Below are 15,900 nucleotides of genomic sequence, written 5' to 3' on the forward strand. Positions count from 1 at the left end.
AGGGCTGGCCCGATGCGGCCACGGCCTCGGCTGCCAGTTCGCACCAGCTCGCCTGTCCCGAACCCACGGCATGAAAGATGCCGCAGGCGTCGGTCCGGGCCAAATCCGTCATCCAGCCGGCCAGATCCACGGTGTAGGTGGGTGAGCCGATCTGATCGGCCACGATCTTGAGTTCCTCTCGGTCCTTGGCCAGCCCCAGGATGGTGGCCACAAAGTTCTTTTTTCCAGGACCATAAAGCCAGGCCGTGCGCAGGATTTGAAAGGCGGACAGGCCGGCGTCCAGCACGGCCCGTTCACCGGCCAGCTTGCTCGCTCCATAGACCGACTGGGGATTGACCGGGTCGTCTTCGCGATACGGTTCGTGGCTGCTCCCGTCGAAGACGAAGTCCGTGCTGATATGCACAAGCGTCGCGCGCGCGGCCCGGCAGACCCGGGCCAGACGGCCGGGCAGGTCGCGGTTGAGCCGGTAGGCCTCGTCCTGGTCGCCCTCGGCGGCGTCGACTGCGGTGTAGGCCACGGTATTAAAGACGTGGGTGGCCTCAAAGACGTCGATCTGCCGGGCCACGGCCTCGGCGTCAAAGGGGTCCAGCGTCGTGCGCGTGGTCGGCAGGGTGGCAAATCCGGCCTCGGCCAAGGCCCGGGTCAGCGGACGGCCCACCAGCCCGGTCTGGCCGCCGAGGATGATGGCCCGTCCGGTCGTTTGGCCGCTCATGCCCGGTCCCCGTACCAGGCGGCCATGAACTGGCGATAGGCGCCGCTTTGCACGCTCTCCAGCCAGGGGCCGTTTTGCTGGTACCAGGCCATGGTCTCGGCAATGCCCCGGGTGAAGTCCCAGGCTGGGGCAAAGCCCAGTTCCCGGGCCGCCTTGGTGAAATCCATGGCGTAGCGGCGGTCGTGCCCGGGCCGGTCGGTGACGTAGCGGATAAGGCTTTCGGGCTTGCCAAGGGCGTGTAAGATGGTGCGCACCACCTCGATATTGGGCTTTTCGGCGTCCCCGCCAAAGTTGTAGACCTCGCCGGATTTGCCCTTCAAAAGCGCCAGCTCCACGCCCCGGCAGTGGTCGATGACATAGATCCAGTCGCGCACGTTTTGGCCGTCGCCGTAGACGGGCAAGGCTTCGTCGGTCATGGCCCGGGAGTACATGAGCGGGATGAGTTTTTCCGGGAACTGGTAGGGTCCGTAGTTGTTGGAACAACGGGTGATGACGGTGTCCATGCCGTAGGTCTCGTTGGCGGCCCGCACGAGCATATCGGCCCCGGCCTTGCTGGCGGAATAAGGGCTGTTGGGAGCCAGCGGCGTGTCCTCGGTGAATTTGCCGTCCGGTCCGAGCGTGCCGTACACCTCGTCGGTGGAGACGTGGACGAAGCGTTTGACGCCAAAATGCCGGGAGGCGTCGAGCAGGCTCTGGGTGCCGGCGATATTGGTGCGCACAAAGGGCGAGGCATCGGTAATGGAACGGTCCACGTGGGATTCGGCGGCGAAGTTGGCGACTGCTTCGATCTTGTGTTCCTCAAAGAGGTGGAGCACCAGTTCGGCGTTGGCGATGTCGCCCCGGGCGAAGAAATAGCGGGAGCCGCCGTAGGCGGCCTCGACGTCGGCCAGGCTTTGACGGTTGCCGGCATAGGTGAGCAGGTCGAGGTTGACGATGGTCAGCCCGTCGTGGCGGGCCAGCATGTCGCGGATGAAGTTGGAGCCGATGAAGCCGCAGCCTCCGGTCACGAGCAATCGCATGTTTCGATTTTCCCTTTTATTTTAGTGTGTTGCTTTAAAAGCCCGGAGTGAGTATTCGTTTTTAATGGCCTTCGGCAAAATAATGCTTGCCAGGGGGCGGGTGTTCGCATACTTTCTTCGACGGGCGATTAACTCAGCGGTTAGAGTGCCATCTTCACACGGTGGAAGTCCGGGGTTCAAATCCCCGATCGCCCACCACCGCATCGATCCAAGACGCCTCGCAACGCGAGGCGTCTTTTTTTTGGGGCCGGATATTCCACTTATTGAATACCATGATCCCTAAATTCCTTGATTTTTTTGTAGTCATCGATGATTTTCGCCCGAAGCATTTCGATTTCCCGGACATAATGCTGCTTGATAATGCGGATTTCTTCGCGGCGTTTGACCGATGCCGGATCGTTGGCCGTGGTCGCCCGCATTTCCGCGTCATAGCCCAGGATGGCCTTTTCATAGTCGGCTATGCTGCGCCTGGCCGTCTCGATGGACCGTGACAGGTCGGCCGGTCCCGGCGGCGCAGCCAAGGCCAAGCCGGCATGGCCGGCCGGCGCTGCCGGGCAGGCCAAAACGGCCAAGAGCCACAGCATGGCGAAAGCGAGACGGTACATGGCAGTCCCCCTGGTCGGGATGCCCCCCTATAGCTCCATTCGATCGGCTTGACAAATCCGGCCGCCCGGCGTTCCATCCCCGGGTTTCGACTGCCGCAAACTGCGGCCAAGGAGTGCGCCTCATGGATATGCAGTGGTTTCTCGACCGCGACGTCTTCGCCAAATCGCTTGGCATCCGCCTGATCGAGGCCCGGCCCGGCTATGCCAAAACCGCCATGGACATTACCGACAACCATCGCAACGGGGCCGGCATCGCCCACGGCGGAGCGATTTTCACCCTGGCCGACCTGGCTTTTGCCGTGGCCGCCAACAGCCATGGCAAGCTCAGTCTGGGCGTGGCCGCCTCCATCTCCTACGTCAAGGCCGGCCTGGGCTCGACCCTCTTCGCCGAGGCCCGGGAGATCTCCCTGGGGTCCAAAATGGCCACCTATATCGTGACCATCGCCAATGACGCCGGCGACGTCATTGCCAGTTTCCAGGGCACGGCCTACCGCAAGGACATGCCCTACACCCGGGAGACGGCGTGATCGAAATCGTCCTCGTCGCCCCGGAGATTCCGCAAAATACCGGCAGCATCGCCCGACTGTGCGCCGCCACCAAGACCCCCCTCCATCTCGTCCGGCCACTTGGGTTTTCCCTGGCCGACCGCTATCTCAAACGGGCCGGGCTGGACTATTGGCCCCATGTCAACCTGACGGTCTGGGAGGATTTCGAGGCCTTTCGGGCCGCCCGGGCCGGCCGCCGGCTGGTGGCGACCACGGCCGGCAATCGGGGACATGCCGCCACAGCCTGCCACCGCTTCGCCTTTGCCCCAGGCGATGTCCTGGTCTTTGGCGCTGAGTCCAGCGGCTTGCCCGAGCCGGTTCTGGACGCTGCGGCCTGCCGCCTGACCATCCCCATCTGGGGCCAGGTGCGAAGCCTCAACATCGCCAATGCCGCCTCGGTCGTGCTCTACGAGGCCCTGCGCCGCACCGGCGTCCTGGACGCCTTGCCGCCGGCCATATCTCCAGGGACCGACCAGCTGGAATAAACCGGAAAAAACCGGTATCAGGGACAGATGTCTCCATCTTCTCACCCCGACCGAGGCCCCATGACCGTTGCCATCCCCCAACATATCGATCTGGCCTATGATTTCCCCGTCGTTTTTACCCGCCAGGCCTTTGATGCGGCCAATCCGGTCCTGGCCGATGTCCTGGCCCGGGCCGGCGATGGACCGCATAAGGTCGGCGTGGTCGTGGACGACGGTCTGGCTGCAGCCGATCCAGGCCTGCTCGGGCGCATCACTGCCTACGCTGCCGCCCGGGCCGACCGGTTGACCCTGGCGGAAGCGCCGCTGCTGGTCGCTGGCGGCGAACGGGCCAAGTCGGATTTTTCCGTGGTCGAGACCGTGTGGGAGCTGACCCACCGGGCCAGATTGTGTCGCCAGTCCTTCGTGTTGGCCATCGGGGGCGGGGCGGTGCTGGATGCCGCCGGTTTCGGCGCGGCCACGGCCCACCGGGGGGTGCGCCTGATCCGGATGCCTTCCACGGTGTTGGCCCAAAACGACGCCGGGGTCGGGGTGAAAAACGGCATCAATTTCTTTGGCCGCAAGAACTACCTCGGTTCCTTTGCTCCGCCCTTTGCCGTTGTCAACGACCATGCCCTGCTGGCCACCTTGCCGCCGCGCGAGGCCCGGGCCGGGTTGGCCGAGGCGGTCAAGGTGGCGCTGGTGCGCGATGCGGCTTTTTTCCATCGGCTGGAGGAACTGGCCCCGCGTCTGGCCGTCCTTGACGACGAGGCTTTGGAAGAGGCCGACATCTGCTGCGCCAAGGCCCATTTGCAGCATATCGCCAGCGGCGGGGACCCCTTTGAGCTGGGCTCGGCCCGACCGCTTGATTTCGGCCACTGGGCCGCCCATGCCCTGGAAGAGGCGACTGCCGGGGCCTTGCGCCACGGCGAGGCCGTAGCCGTGGGCGTGGCCCTGGATACCTTGTATTCCTGCCGTCTGGGTTTGCTTGGCGAGGCCGAGGCCGAAATGACGCTGGCTTTGCTCGAGCGGCTGGGGCTGGCCGTGTGGCATCCGGCCCTGGCCGGGCTCGACATGGCCGGGGCCATCGAGGCCTTTCGCGAACACCTGGGCGGACGCCTGCATCTGTGTCTGTTGGCCGGCATCGGTGCGCGCCTTGAGGTCCACGAGGTCGATCTGGTCCGGATGGACGAGGCGCGCGGCATCCTGGCCCGGCGGGCGCAGCCGGTCTAAGGACGGGGAAGGTTTGTTGCCCCGGGAGGGACCATGGAGCCGACGACGTATTGCACCAACATCCATCCTGGCGAGAGCTGGGAGGAAATTCGCAGCGGCGTCCTGGGGCATGCCCCAGCCGTGGCTGCTGCAGTGTGCCCCGATCGACCCTTTCCGGTCGGCCTTCGCCTGTCAGGCCGGGCCAGTCTGGAAATCGACGACGCCGCTGCCCGGACTTTTGCCGACGAAGCGGCCTCCCTGGGGCTGACCTTTCGCACCATAAACGGCTTCCCCTACGGCCGGTTCCACCACACGCCGGTCAAGGAGAGCGTCTACCTGCCGGATTGGCGCGATCCCGAACGGGCCGCCTACACCCTGCGTCTGGCCCGGCTGCTGGCCGCCTGGCTGGCCGAGGGCGAATCCGGGTCCATCTCCACCGTGCCCATCGGCTTTCGCCAGGGCTTTCCAGACGCCGCCCTGCCTGCGGCCTATGCCGCCATCCGGCGGACCCTGGCGGCCCTGGCCGGGCTGTATGAGACGACCGGGCGGCGCATCCGGCTGGCGGTGGAAGCCGAGCCGGGCTGCCTGATTGAAACCACCGCCCAAATGGCGGCGTTTTTTGCAGCCGTGGATGCGCCGCCAGCTCATATGGACCATCTGTGCGTCTGCTATGACTGCTGCCATCAGGCCCTGCAATACGAAGACCCAGTTGCCTCATTGGCGCTTCTCGCCAAGAACTCCATTGCGGTTGGCCATGTTCAGGTGTCCTCGGCTCTGCATTACGATGGGGCGGATGTGTCGCGTCTGGCCAGATTTGTCGAGCCAGTCTATCTGCATCAGGCCGTGGCCAGACTCCATGACGGAACGCTGTGTCGTTTTGACGATCTGCCACAGGCAATTTCCGCCCGTCTTGACGGTGTTGCCTCATGGCGGGTGCATTTTCATTTGCCGATTTTTGTCTCGCAATTACCGGAATGTACCACGACGCAACCTTTTTTGCGTACGATACTGCCCCTTTTCGCCCCATCCATTCCCCTGGAAGTGGAGACGTACACCTGGAGTGTCCTGCCTGCGGAATTGAAAACACAGGGGCTTACGCAGTCAATTATCCGGGAGATCGCATGGGTCGAAGCTGCCAGACGGCCTTGACGACGACCGCGCACCTCATTACTTAAAGCGATAAGGACATTTCAAACGCGGGAGGCCACTCCCGGCCGGGAGGACAACATGCACCACGCCATGGGACGCTTTGCCAAAGGGCTTGCCGTGGTTCTGGCTGCTGCCGTCATCGGGGCCGGGCCGGTACGGGCGGCCAGCCTGGGGAGTCTGTCTGCCGCCAACGACACGGTCTACCAAAGTGCCGTAGCCGCAAGCGATGCACTCGACTATCCCACGGCCCTGGCCTACCTCACCCAGTCCCTGACGACCAATCCCGATAATGGCGAGGCCTATCTGACCCGGGCCGGGATCGATCTGGTTCTTGACGTGCCCTCCCAGGCCGTTTCCGATGCTTCCAAGGCGGTATCGCTTCTGCGCGCGGCTGATACCTGCGACCAGTATCTCCCCACCGACAGTCCGTTGCTGGCGGTCGCCGGGACCTCGATTTATTCCTCCTATCCCTATTCCTCTTCCCTGTATGGCGCCGGCAGCATCTTAAACGGCTCTTCGCTGTATTCGTCCACCAACGTTTTGAGCGGGACGACGACCGGCAGCACCACGGGAACGTCTACGGGAACCGGCGCCACATCCAGTACGAGCGGCTCCACAACGGGTACGACGACTACGGGCACGACATCGGGCACGACAACTACGGGCGCCACAACGGGCACGACGACCTCCGGCACGTCCACTACGGCCAGTAGCTCGCAGTTTAGCTCTTCAGAAGGCAGCCAGCATTTGCCCGTGGCCGAGGACCTGACCGACAAGGACAAGAAGAAAAACGAGACCATGAACGAGTACAACACGACCATGACCAAAGTGGCCATGGCCTCGGCCTACTGCGGCGGCACCTACTTGAAAAATATGGATAAGCTGGTTTTGGGCTACACGCTTCTCGGCGACGCCTATCTGGCTCAGGGGAACTATTCCAACGCCCAGCTTGCCTACAATGCCGCTCTGGAGCTGGATGAGAACAATGCCAAGGCCACTGGCGGCCTGGGGCTCACCTATATCGGCCTGGGGGCCGGCACGGCCGCGCTTTCGACGCTCAATCTGGCTGTGACCTACGACCCGACGCTGCCCAATGTCTATGTGGACCGGGCCTCCTACTGGGTCAGCATCGGCGATCCCGGCCGCGCCCTGGAAGACGACACCACCGCGTTGTCTCTGGATGCCGGCTATGCCCGGGCCTACGACGCCATTGGCCGGCTGCGCTACGACGCCGGCAGCTATCAGGCGGCCATAACCGAGTATGACAAGGCTCTGGCTCTCCAGCCCTCTTATGTGGCCGCCCTCAAGCACCGGGCCAAAGCCTGGCAGGCCCTGGCCGCAGCCGATCCGGCCCAGGCCGCCACCTACAACCAGAACGCCCAGAACGATTTGGACAAAGCCAGTTCCCTGCAACAGCTCGTGACAACGTCCAGTTCTGCAACCTCTACGAGCACAAGCTCCTTGTACTCTTCCTCCCTAACGACGGCGGGCACGACCACCACGCTGCCTTCGTCCCTGGATTCCGGTATCCGCTAGTCCGGCTATCTGGCCTTGTCCGACGAAACAGACACGGCCACGGACAGATCGGCGTCAACGCCGCCTTTAGGGGACGGTTGCAATATGAACTGGCGGATGCGGATGCCGCGTTTGGGCGACTCCACCTGCTGCACAAAGGCCAAAAGCTGGTTCATGCCAAGGCCGGTCAGGCGCAGATCGACGGCCATCTCGCGACGTCCGCCGCCAAGTTCGCGATTGGCCGGGCGCATGAACTCCACATTGTCTTTGACCTTTTCCTTGGTGGCCACGCTTTCAACCAGGGAAAACAGCGAAAACCCTTCCGGCAGCGTCTCTCCGGTCGGAGACTGCCCGACGGTTGACAGTTGTCCGGCCAACTGTCTGGCTTCGTCCAGAGCGCGCATGGCTTCGCCCAGCCGTTTTTCCCGCACGGCCAGCCCGTCGGCCAGGGGCAGGGCCACCCACAGATACAGCCCCAGAACCAAGGCTGTCCCACCACCGGCCAGCAGCAGGGGATGCGGCAGCGGGCGTTTCATGGGGCCTGCTCCCGCCCACCGGCCAACCGCAGATCGAGCTGGAATTCCACCTGCTTTTTATCCGGCATGTTTTTGGCTCCCTTGATCTCCACGGAGGCAAATACAGGTATGGCCGACAGACGCCGTTTGACGGCGTCAACGGTGGTGTAGTCGTCGGCCACGGCGTCGATCGTCACCCGCGCATCGTCAGCAGCAATGCGCCGGGCCTGAACCTTGCCGCTGGCCCCGAGTTCCTTGTGGATGGCGGCCAATACTTCGAGGATGGTGCCTGTCCCGGCTCCGCTGCGGTCCCGACCAGCGGTCATTTCGGCCAGTCGGCCGCGCACAACGGAGACTTTCTGCGAGAGCGTGAGCCCGGGAGCCAACTCTGGCGCAGCCGCGGCCACAATGGCGCTGGTTTCGTTCTGGATTTTTGTCAGGGCATCGTCGAGTCGCCAGTAGGCGGCAACCAGGGCCAGCACAGCGCAAAGGACCAGCAGCGCCAGAGACCCGCCGGCCATGACGAAGGCCCGACGGAGCGAGGCGCGCGACAGCGCCGGGGTGAGAGTGCCGCGCAAAAAGTTGGCCGTTCCCGGACCCTTGGCAGCGAGCAAGGCCAACCCGTAGGCTGCGGCATAGGCATCGGGCAAGGGTTCGCCTCCGGGCAGGAGCGGCCAGCCCGCACGCTCGGCCAGGCAGGAGGACGGCACGGCCAGGGCCTTTTCCAGGGCATTGGCGTGGGCCGCAGCGCAGGCGTCGCCGACAACCGCCAGGGACAGTCCGGCCGGGGCCTGCGAGGCCATGGCCGAGAGGGTCAGAACCGCTTCCCGAACCAGAAAGGCGCTGATGTCGGGTGTGTCGTCGTCGGCGCTGCCGGTGGGGGCGGGCAGACTGCGCCAGGTCAGGGCGGCGCCGTGCAGGCGGCAGACGAAATCAGCCCGGCCATCAAGCAAACACACGCACAAGGCGGCGCCGTCTGCGGGGAACAGGGTGGCAAGCAGCGTGTCCAGACCGGCCAGATCAAGGCAGGCAGCGCTTGGCGGCAATCCCTGGGCCGTCAGGGCGGCTGTTTGGCCAATCAGGGCGTCCAGGGGCACAGCGGCGGCCAGGGTCATGGCGGCCGGGGGCGTGGCCAGGGCCGTGGGCGTCCAGCTCAGGGCGACATCCGTCAGGGGCGTGACCAAGTACGGTTCGAATTCCGGCCCAAGGACAAGATCAATCTTGCTGGACGCAGTGAAGGGAAAGGGCAGGCGGCGAAGGACGGCGGCAGCGCCGTCGAGGCCCAGGATAATCTGGTCGGCGGGCTGCATCCCCTCCGGGATGAGGGCGGCAGCCTGGGCTGCCATGGCCTCGGGCAATGCGCCAGGCAGGAGGGCGACACTTGCCGCCAGCGTGACGACAAACCGCCCCCGGCTGTGCTCCAGGTGCAAAACTTTGAGTGATTCCGGCCGTTCACAGACAGCCAGGATGGATTCTCGCATACAGTCCTTGTGGCACGCCAGAGGCCTTAACGCAACTCCCGGTACAGGACCTTGCAATTGGGTATTTGGTTCGACTGTTTGCCCTGTTCACGCTTGAGGACGGCGTACAGGCGTCTTTGGGCCGAGCCGGAACGGCCGATGAGCAACACGGAAAAATACAGGCTGCGCGTGCTCAGGACACCCTGGGGCCACTCGGCATTCTGACCCCCGCCAGCTTTCCTGAGCCAGTCCAGGCTGACCAGTTCATCGTGCCGCACCGGATCGCGGCGGTAGGCGTCGACAGACAGGGCCAGGGAGGCGGCCCGGGCTGAGTCGAGATTGGCGGGAAGGGCGGCCAGAACGGGCAGGGGGGCAGTGTTGACGTTGATGAGTCCGCTGCCCCACACGGTGAGCATGGAAAGCAGGCCGGGCCGAGTGCCCTGGCCGCTCAGCAGATCGCGGGAAAAACCCCGGATGAGCAGCAGTTCGGCCAGGGTGTCCAGAGAGTTGTTGCGCACGCGGTACGGCAGGAGTGCTGCGGCATAGAAAGCGTCCTCACCGCCGCCCTCGCCGGGATTGTCGTCAGGATCGAGCCAATCGATGAGGGCGGCGAGCAGGGCTTTGGCCTTGCTGTTTGGCAGGGAAAATGTCGGGCCAGTCAGCAGGCGCAGGAAGATCCCCTCGTAGATGGCATGGCCCGACAGGCCGGGGTGGAGGGAGTTAACGGGAAATTTGCCGGTCTCATCATCGATATGGCCGTCGAGGTGGCCGTCCAGGAACCAAACGCCCGGGTACGTGGCCAGATCGGGGAATGCGGCCCAGTCTTCGGCCAGATTGTCGGTATCTCGTTTCTGGCCATCCTTGATGAGCATGGCGGCCGCAGCCAGCAGTCCGGATTCGGCGATGGCCTGGGCTTGTCTGGAGTAGATGCCGCCGTAGGCGCTAAAGACCTCGATCTGGGCCGTACGTGTGGTTGAAACCGCCAACGAGGCCAGGAGAGCCACCAGGGCCAGTACAAAAAGGAGGACCGCCCCCCCGGTCTCGGACGTCTTCATGGCCCCACTCCGGGAGTGAGCGTTTGCGGGGGCAGCGGGATGCGCAGGTCCAAGGCCCGGCGTTTGCCGGAAAAGGCCGCCGTTCCGGTGAGACGCACCTGGGCCGGCAGTGGGGAGAGGTGGGCGGATTGCCGGGTACGGCTGTTCCAGGTCGTTTGCGAGTCTGTGGAGGCATTGCCGAAAAAACGGATATCGCACTGCTCGAGAGCTTCGATCAGGATGGTTTCGGAAACGGGCATACGATTCTGATCGCGCCAGGTGAGCGTCCCCATGGGGATTTCCCGGCGTACGAGCTGACGGATGGCCTTGCTGGATTGATCGGTGTCCGGCGGGAGGCGCAGCACGTACTCCACCCGGTTGAAAGCATAGGAGGGAAAAGACGCGCCCGGGTCCAGGGTGGCGGCCGTGGCCAGGGAAAGCAGGAGACGGTCGGATTGCGAGGACAGCGAGGTGGAGTCCTGGCCGCCGTAGAAAAGCATGGTTTCGGCCACATCCTTTTTCTGGACATCGGTCCAGATGGTCGATCCCAGGTCGTTTCCGAGGGTCAGGCGCACGATCTCCAGGGAGTCTTCTGCGGCCAGACCGGACTGGACATCTTCAGCCAGACCCATGACCTGGGTGGTGACGGAATAAGACCCGACCATAACCATGGCGGCAATAAGCAAGGCCAGGAGCACCTCGACCAGGGTAAACCCGGCTTGCCGACCGGATCGGGCCGTCACGGCTTGGCCTCCAGACGCGACAGGCGAACGCTCACGCGTTCGGATCCGGCCGAGCGCACGGTCACCGACACCTCGCGCAACACATCATCCGTCGGACTGGTCACTTCCACGGCAAAGGCGAAGTTTTCGTCCGGGGCGGGGAAATTGCCGCTAGCATTATTGAGGCTGCCTTCGCCGGCCAGGAGCAGATCGGCCATCTTGGCCTCGGCCAGCCAGGCGGCGTGTCTGGCCCGGGCCGCCTCCAAGCGCTGGTCCTGCAGGCGCACGAGCCCGGCCAGAATCGAGACCAGGGCGATGGCCAGGATGGCCACGGCCACCAGGGTTTCGAGCAGGGCCTGGCCGCTTGCGGCAGAGGATGGACGGGACATGGATCAGCGTCCTGTCTTGGCGGCATCATAGGCCCAGGGCGGATCGGCCAGTCCCTGGGCCTTTTGAAAACGCATCTGGGCCGTATCCAGTCCGGCCGTAATCATCTCCACCCGGCAGCCGACAGCGGAGATGGTCACGGCTGCGTCTGTGCCGCCAGACCCCGGCAGGCGGAGAAAGGCTGGCTGGCACAGACCTTCGGGGCGCACTACGATGGAGACGACGGCCGGCTGGTCAACGGTTTTGCCGCTGATCATAGCCAGTCGTGGGCGGAGTTGTTCCTGCAATTTCACGGCAGGTAGTGTTGCCGTTTTTTTGGGCGTCATGGCGGCGTCAATGCCTGCGGCGGCAGATGGCGTGGCGGTTGATGCTGTTTTCTTGCGGTTGTTTGCTGCGGCCCTTTCCCTGGGAGAGGTCGCCCGATCCGGGGAGTCCTTTGGAGTATTGGGTCCCAGACGGCATTCCCCTTTGTCCCAGTCGATGTCCACCCGCCAGGGCTCTCCGGTCAGGATGGCCTCGCTCCTGGCCCGGCGCAGCACCCCTGTCAGGATGCGGGCGGTGGATTTCTCCCCCTCCCGGGCCAGCAACCCGGACAGGGCCGGGAGGACCAGACCGGCCGATAGGCCCAGCACCACCAGGACGATGGTCAGTTCCACCAAGGTGAATCCGGCTTGATGACGGGCGTACAACGGAGCGAGTCCTTTTACCCGCCAAGGTCCCAGCTTTTTACGTCGGCATTGACGCCTTCGCCGCCTTCCTGGCTGTCGGACCCAAGTGAAATGAGATCAAAATCGCCGTGTTCGCCCGGACAGATGTAGACATAATCCTTGCCCCAGGGGTCCTTGGGCAGGTTGTCGAGGTAACCCTTGGGCGGATAGTTCTGCGGCACGCGGCCGATGCTGGGCTTTTCCCGCAAGGCGCGCAGGCCCTGCTCGGTGGTCGGGTAGACGCCGTTGTCGAGCTTGTACTGTTTAAGGGCCATGGACAGGCTTTCGATCTGCATTTTGGCCTTGACGACCCGGGCCTTGTCCGGCTGGTCCACGATGCGCGGCAGGACAAGGCCGGCCAAGACGCCTAATATGACGATGACCACCATCAGTTCGATCAGGGTAAAACCGGCGGCGGCAGAACTCCGGCGCCGGGCTCGGACGGCGGCGTGGTTGGAAGCGGGAAGGGCGGGTGCGTACATGGGGCCTCCTTGGGGGGGATTTAGCCTATCAGGCTGCTCATTTCAAAGATGGGCAGGAGTACGGCCAAGACCATAAGACCCACCATGCCGCCAAGCAACAGGATCATGATGGGCTCAAACAGCGAACTGGCGCTTTTGATGCGGGTGCTGACGTCGTTTTCGAGCATTCGGGCCAAGCCGATGAGCAGCTCCCCAAGCCGGCCGCTCTGCTCCCCGGCTGAGACGAGCTGAATGGTGATGGGCGGAAAGATGTCGGCCTCGCGCATGGGATCGGTCAGGCCGCCGCCCTGGCTGGCTTCGTCGCGGATTCGTTCCATGGCTTGCTCGAAGACCACGTTGCCTGACACGGAACCCGCGATACGAAGGGCAGCCAGCATGGTCACGCCCTGGTTGAGGCAGGTGCCGAGCGTGCGGGCCATGCGGGCGGTGGCGGCGTTTTGGGCGATGGCGCCGACCACGGGCAGAATCAGGGTGAGCCGGTCTTTCAGGATGCGGCCCCGGCGGGTGCGCAGCAGGCGGCTGAGGCCAAAGATCACGCCGGCCAACCCGCCGAAAATGGCTGGCCACCAAGCTCGGAAAAAGTTGCTGACCGCAATGAGTATGACCGTCGGCAGCGGCAAGGCGCGGTGCAGGTCCACGAAGATACGGGTTACTTCGGGGATGACGTAGACCAGCAGTAGCCCCATGACCACGATGCCAAACAGGAACATGAAGGCCGGATAGGCCAAAGCGGCCTGCAAGGTGCGGGTCAGCGCCATCTGGCGGTCGAGGTATTCGGCCAGATTGGCCAGAACGATGGGCAACATGCCGGTTGCCTCGGCCGAGCGCACCATGCTGATATAGGTGGGCGGGAACACGGCCGGATAGGCGGCCAGGGCGGTGGAGAAGTCCTGGCCCTCGCGGATGCGCTCCAGGATATGGGAAAAGACCCATTTGGCCCGGCCCGAGCGCATTTGTTCAATAAGCGACCCCAGCGCCTTGTCCAGGGGCAGGCCGGCTTCAAGAAGGGTGGCCAGCACTTGGGTGGCGGTCAACAGCTCTGCCCGGCCCACCCGGCGGGAAAAGACCGGCATGGAGGAAGCGGAGGCCGTTTGGGCCGAGGCTCCGGCCCCGGCCGCCTCGGCCAGGGTGCTGACAAACAGGCGCTTGGCCCGCAGGAGCTGTCTGGCCGCCTGGGTGCTTTCGGCAGAGATGATGCCCTGTTTGTTGCGCCCCTTGGCGTCGACGGCGGTGTATTCGTAGACGGGCATGGCGGCCTAGGGTTTCATGGACAGGATTTCCTCGCGGCCCTGCCGTTCGAGGATGACGAAATTTTTGCCGATCTGTTGGATACGGGCGTCTTTGACCGTGGCCCCGACAGCATAGGACTTTTGGATCTTGGTGGACTTGTCGCGCAAAAATGCCGAGCTGTGCCGACCGTCGGTGGATACTATGGTGCCGGCCAGTTCCATGTCGATTTCGGCCGGTTTCGGCGGTTCCTTGGATTTCTCCTGGCTGCCGGGCAAGGGTTTTAAGCCAAAGATGTCGTTGGCGAGAATGGTGCGGGTCAGTTCCGTTGGCGTGGTCGACTTGGTCGGCAGGGGCGCTTCCTGTTTGACCGCAACAGGCGAAGATGGCGGGCGGGCGGGCGCTGTCGGAAAGAGAAAGGTGCGGGCCACTATCCACAGGGCTCCGGCCAGGGCGGCAGCACTTGTCAGCGCTACGAGGCGTTTGAGTCCGGATTCGGTCATAGCGTCCGGGGACGGCCTCTCAGGGTTACTGGCACAGGCCGAAATTGCGGGCTTTTTCCAGGTGGCCGCACAGGCCGAGCTGACAGGCCAGAGCCAGATCGCCGCACCCGTCGCGGGTCATCTGCAGGCGAAGCCGCAGTACGCCCCGGTTGCGGTAGGTCTGGGCAAAGTTGGACCGCAGTCTGGCCGCCCTGTCATAGTCTTCCATGGCCTGGGGATAGTGCCCGAGTTTTTCCCGGGCAAGCGCCCGGTTGTAGTAGAGATCGGCGTCATTGGGGGACAGACGCACCGCCGTATCAAGCACCATGGCTGCTTCGTCGTAACGGCGCAGCGTGATAAGGATGTCGGCCTTGTTATTGAGCGCCGCCGCGTTCGTCGGGTCCATGGCCACGACCTTGTCATAATCGGCCATGGCCCGGTCAAATTCGTTTTGGGCCTGATAGGCCAGGGCGCGGTTAAAAAGCGACGCGGCCCCATTGGGGCCGGCCAGTTTGGCGGCAGCGGAAAAATCCGCGCCGGCCTTGTCATACTGGCCCAGGGCATAGGAGGCCACGCCCCGGTTGTTGTAGGCTTGGGCCATGCCGGCGTCGATGGTCAGGGCTTCGGTGAAAAGAACCACGGCCTTGTCATAGTCCTGGCGCATATAGGCGGCGGCGCCGAGATCGTAGGCCGTTTGCGCGTTGCCGTTGCCGGAACGGGCGTGCTCGAAATCCTTCTGGGCCAGTTCGTATTGACCCATGCGGTAGTATGCCTCGCCGCGTTCCTGATAGGCGGTGGGCGCAGCATTGCCGGCCGCGATGGTTGGGGAGGTCTTATGGATAACGTCTGCCGGGTTTTCGCCGGCAGATTCCGGGGCCAACCGGACGGGAGTAACCGGCGGTTTGCTGGCGCACCCGGTCAGGACGGCTGCCAGCAAGGCAACGGTGACCCAGCCGGCAAGCGCTCGGCCCAGCACGGGTTGCCTCGGGCGACTCTGAAAAAACGGCAAAAAGCGATTGGACATAGTAGAAGCGTGCCGGCGGGAGAAAGGACCGCGTCCGGTATCGTAATGGGTTTGGGTCAACGGATGCACCGATAACAAAACAGTGCCAGTATGCCCCAATGCCCGGAGATGGACAAGGCAGATTTTTTTGGCGCCCGGCTACAGCCGTTCCAGCATGGTTTGCAGGACCTGCCGGGTTGTTTCCAGGTCCCGGGGGGAAATGCCCCGAGTCAGTTCGCTGCTGAGTTCAAGGCCGGCCCGCAGGGAAGCATTCCAGTTCGGCCGGGCCGCTTCGGTCAGCTCCACCCGTTTGATGCGGCGATCGCCCGGATCGGAAACCCGCCGGGCGATGCCGCATTGTTCCAGTCGATCAAGCAGACGGACCAGGGTTGGTCCCTCAATGCCGACGGCTTCGGCCAGTTCGCGCTGGGTCAGAGCCGCCGGGCCCGCGTCCAGACGACGGATGACGGCCCACATGGCGCAGGAGAGACCCAAGGGGCGCAGGCGTTCATCCAGGCGTGCGCGCCAAGCCCTGGCCACATCGTTGAGGGCCAGGGGAATTGATTCCGGAGTGCTGTCGGCAGCGGCGACTGAAGGAGAATGTGCCATGACGGATACTCCTTGCGCGACGCGCGTCGCGACATACCGCGCGCTTGGCTTTTA

The 15,900-nt window shown here is 64.0% G+C and carries 19 protein-coding genes and 1 tRNA gene; 6 read left to right on the plus strand and 14 right to left on the minus strand.

All coding sequences use genetic code 11. The annotated features are described in order from the left end of the window. Both rfbD and rfbB read right to left on the minus strand, forming a co-directional pair. A partial coding sequence (gene rfbD, locus NY78_RS16045; protein ID WP_043638065.1) for a dTDP-4-dehydrorhamnose reductase occupies positions 1-712 on the minus strand: 712 nt, incomplete at its 3' end. Then, positions 709-1,731, minus strand: a complete 1,023-nt coding sequence (rfbB, locus tag NY78_RS16050) for a dTDP-glucose 4,6-dehydratase (protein ID WP_043638067.1) — start codon at positions 1,729-1,731, stop codon at positions 709-711. The genes rfbD and rfbB, both read right to left, overlap by 4 nt. A 122-nt stretch (positions 1,732-1,853) precedes the next feature. Here rfbB and NY78_RS16055 point away from each other — a divergent pair. After that, positions 1,854-1,929 (plus strand) — tRNA-Val (locus NY78_RS16055). A 62-nt stretch (positions 1,930-1,991) separates the two neighbouring features. On the opposite strand, the gene NY78_RS16060 is transcribed toward NY78_RS16055, so the two are convergent. Further along, positions 1,992-2,336 carry a hypothetical protein gene (locus NY78_RS16060; protein WP_043638069.1) on the minus strand — a complete coding sequence of 115 codons (345 nt, stop codon included), beginning with the start codon at positions 2,334-2,336 and terminating at the stop codon, positions 1,992-1,994. 122 nt (positions 2,337-2,458) lie between these two features. On the opposite strand from NY78_RS16060, the gene NY78_RS16065 reads away from it, so the two are divergent. The 5 genes from NY78_RS16065 (at position 2,459) to NY78_RS16085 (ending at position 7,239) form a co-directional block, all read left to right on the plus strand. Continuing rightward, entirely contained in the window at positions 2,459-2,863 is a 405-nt protein-coding gene (locus NY78_RS16065) for a PaaI family thioesterase (RefSeq protein ID WP_043638072.1), read from the plus strand. Further along, positions 2,860-3,366 carry a tRNA (cytidine(34)-2'-O)-methyltransferase gene (locus tag NY78_RS16070; protein WP_047960235.1) on the plus strand — a complete coding sequence of 169 codons (507 nt, stop codon included), beginning with the start codon at positions 2,860-2,862 and terminating at the stop codon, positions 3,364-3,366. The genes NY78_RS16065 and NY78_RS16070 overlap by 4 nt, the downstream gene beginning before the upstream one ends. Positions 3,367-3,426: 60 nt before the next feature. Next, positions 3,427-4,575, plus strand: coding sequence for a 3-dehydroquinate synthase (locus NY78_RS16075; RefSeq protein WP_043638075.1), 1,149 nt, complete (start codon positions 3,427-3,429; stop codon positions 4,573-4,575). Positions 4,576-4,608: 33 nt separating this feature from the next. Then, on the plus strand, positions 4,609-5,703 hold the full coding sequence (gene eboE / locus NY78_RS16080; protein ID WP_043638076.1) for a metabolite traffic protein EboE: 1,095 nt from the start codon (positions 4,609-4,611) through the stop codon (positions 5,701-5,703). Positions 5,704-5,781: 78 nt separating this feature from the next. After that, a complete protein-coding gene (locus tag NY78_RS16085; RefSeq protein ID WP_231584017.1) occupies positions 5,782-7,239 on the plus strand; it encodes a tetratricopeptide repeat protein in 1,458 nt (485 codons plus the stop codon). A 5-nt stretch (positions 7,240-7,244) separates the two neighbouring features. On the opposite strand, the gene gspM is transcribed toward NY78_RS16085, so the two are convergent. From gspM to NY78_RS16140, 11 genes are all read right to left on the minus strand, one after another. Beyond that, positions 7,245-7,754, minus strand: a complete 510-nt coding sequence (gspM, locus tag NY78_RS16090; protein WP_043638077.1) for a type II secretion system protein GspM — start codon at positions 7,752-7,754, stop codon at positions 7,245-7,247. After that, the gene (locus NY78_RS16095; protein ID WP_043638078.1) at positions 7,751-9,214 is read right to left on the minus strand and encodes a hypothetical protein; all 1,464 of its coding nucleotides are present in this window, start codon (positions 9,212-9,214) and stop codon (positions 7,751-7,753) included. Before NY78_RS16095 ends, gspM begins: the two co-directional genes overlap by 4 nt. 26 nt (positions 9,215-9,240) lie before the next feature. Beyond that, positions 9,241-10,248 carry a type II secretion system minor pseudopilin GspK gene (gene gspK / locus NY78_RS16100; protein WP_043638080.1) on the minus strand — a complete coding sequence of 336 codons (1,008 nt, stop codon included), beginning with the start codon at positions 10,246-10,248 and terminating at the stop codon, positions 9,241-9,243. Beyond that, positions 10,245-10,970 (minus strand): PulJ/GspJ family protein, encoded by a 726-nt coding sequence (locus NY78_RS16105; RefSeq protein WP_043638082.1) that lies wholly within the window; start codon positions 10,968-10,970, stop codon positions 10,245-10,247. The genes gspK and NY78_RS16105 overlap by 4 nt, the downstream gene beginning before the upstream one ends. Beyond that, positions 10,967-11,338, minus strand: coding sequence for a type IV pilus modification PilV family protein (locus tag NY78_RS16110; protein ID WP_043638085.1), 372 nt, complete (start codon positions 11,336-11,338; stop codon positions 10,967-10,969). Before NY78_RS16110 ends, NY78_RS16105 begins: the two co-directional genes overlap by 4 nt. Positions 11,339-11,341: 3 nt before the next feature. Further along, positions 11,342-12,025: a pilus assembly FimT family protein gene (locus NY78_RS16115; RefSeq protein WP_043638087.1), complete on the minus strand. Its 684-nt coding sequence runs from the start codon at positions 12,023-12,025 to the stop codon at positions 11,342-11,344. 14 nt (positions 12,026-12,039) lie between these two features. Beyond that, positions 12,040-12,525: a type II secretion system major pseudopilin GspG gene (gspG, locus tag NY78_RS16120; protein ID WP_043638088.1), complete on the minus strand. Its 486-nt coding sequence runs from the start codon at positions 12,523-12,525 to the stop codon at positions 12,040-12,042. Between the two features lie 20 nt (positions 12,526-12,545). Beyond that, positions 12,546-13,775 (minus strand): type II secretion system F family protein, encoded by a 1,230-nt coding sequence (locus NY78_RS16125; protein ID WP_043638090.1) that lies wholly within the window; start codon positions 13,773-13,775, stop codon positions 12,546-12,548. Between the two features lie 6 nt (positions 13,776-13,781). After that, positions 13,782-14,255, minus strand: coding sequence for a type II secretion system protein N (locus tag NY78_RS16130; RefSeq protein WP_043638092.1), 474 nt, complete (start codon positions 14,253-14,255; stop codon positions 13,782-13,784). Between the two features lie 25 nt (positions 14,256-14,280). Beyond that, on the minus strand, positions 14,281-15,210 hold the full coding sequence (locus NY78_RS16135; RefSeq protein ID WP_231584018.1) for a tetratricopeptide repeat protein: 930 nt from the start codon (positions 15,208-15,210) through the stop codon (positions 14,281-14,283). Positions 15,211-15,396: 186 nt separating this feature from the next. Next, positions 15,397-15,846: a MarR family winged helix-turn-helix transcriptional regulator gene (locus tag NY78_RS16140; RefSeq protein WP_043638094.1), complete on the minus strand. Its 450-nt coding sequence runs from the start codon at positions 15,844-15,846 to the stop codon at positions 15,397-15,399. Between the last annotated feature and the right edge of the window lie 54 nt (positions 15,847-15,900).

Source organism: Desulfovibrio sp. TomC (assembly GCF_000801335.2).
Classification (GTDB): domain Bacteria; phylum Desulfobacterota; class Desulfovibrionia; order Desulfovibrionales; family Desulfovibrionaceae; genus Solidesulfovibrio.

Excerpts from the sequence above, each read along its gene's own strand:
- rfbB (WP_043638067.1), bottom strand. The coding sequence starts at position 1,731 with ATGCGATTGCTCGTGACCGGAGGCTGCGGCTTCATCGGCTCCAACTTC.
- gspK (WP_043638080.1), bottom strand. The coding sequence starts at position 10,248 with ATGAAGACGTCCGAGACCGGGGGGGCGGTCCTCCTTTTTGTACTGGCC.
- NY78_RS16110 (WP_043638085.1), bottom strand. The coding sequence starts at position 11,338 with ATGTCCCGTCCATCCTCTGCCGCAAGCGGCCAGGCCCTGCTCGAAACC.
- eboE (WP_043638076.1), top strand. The coding sequence starts at position 4,609 with ATGGAGCCGACGACGTATTGCACCAACATCCATCCTGGCGAGAGCTGG.
- gspG (WP_043638088.1), bottom strand. The coding sequence starts at position 12,525 with ATGTACGCACCCGCCCTTCCCGCTTCCAACCACGCCGCCGTCCGAGCC.
- NY78_RS16125 (WP_043638090.1), bottom strand. The coding sequence starts at position 13,775 with ATGCCCGTCTACGAATACACCGCCGTCGACGCCAAGGGGCGCAACAAA.
- gspM (WP_043638077.1), bottom strand. The coding sequence starts at position 7,754 with ATGAAACGCCCGCTGCCGCATCCCCTGCTGCTGGCCGGTGGTGGGACA.
- NY78_RS16095 (WP_043638078.1), bottom strand. The coding sequence starts at position 9,214 with ATGCGAGAATCCATCCTGGCTGTCTGTGAACGGCCGGAATCACTCAAA.
- NY78_RS16140 (WP_043638094.1), bottom strand. The coding sequence starts at position 15,846 with ATGGCACATTCTCCTTCAGTCGCCGCTGCCGACAGCACTCCGGAATCA.
- NY78_RS16075 (WP_043638075.1), top strand. The coding sequence starts at position 3,427 with ATGACCGTTGCCATCCCCCAACATATCGATCTGGCCTATGATTTCCCC.
- NY78_RS16060 (WP_043638069.1), bottom strand. The coding sequence starts at position 2,336 with ATGTACCGTCTCGCTTTCGCCATGCTGTGGCTCTTGGCCGTTTTGGCC.
- NY78_RS16130 (WP_043638092.1), bottom strand. The coding sequence starts at position 14,255 with ATGACCGAATCCGGACTCAAACGCCTCGTAGCGCTGACAAGTGCTGCC.
- NY78_RS16065 (WP_043638072.1), top strand. The coding sequence starts at position 2,459 with ATGGATATGCAGTGGTTTCTCGACCGCGACGTCTTCGCCAAATCGCTT.
- NY78_RS16085 (WP_231584017.1), top strand. The coding sequence starts at position 5,782 with ATGCACCACGCCATGGGACGCTTTGCCAAAGGGCTTGCCGTGGTTCTG.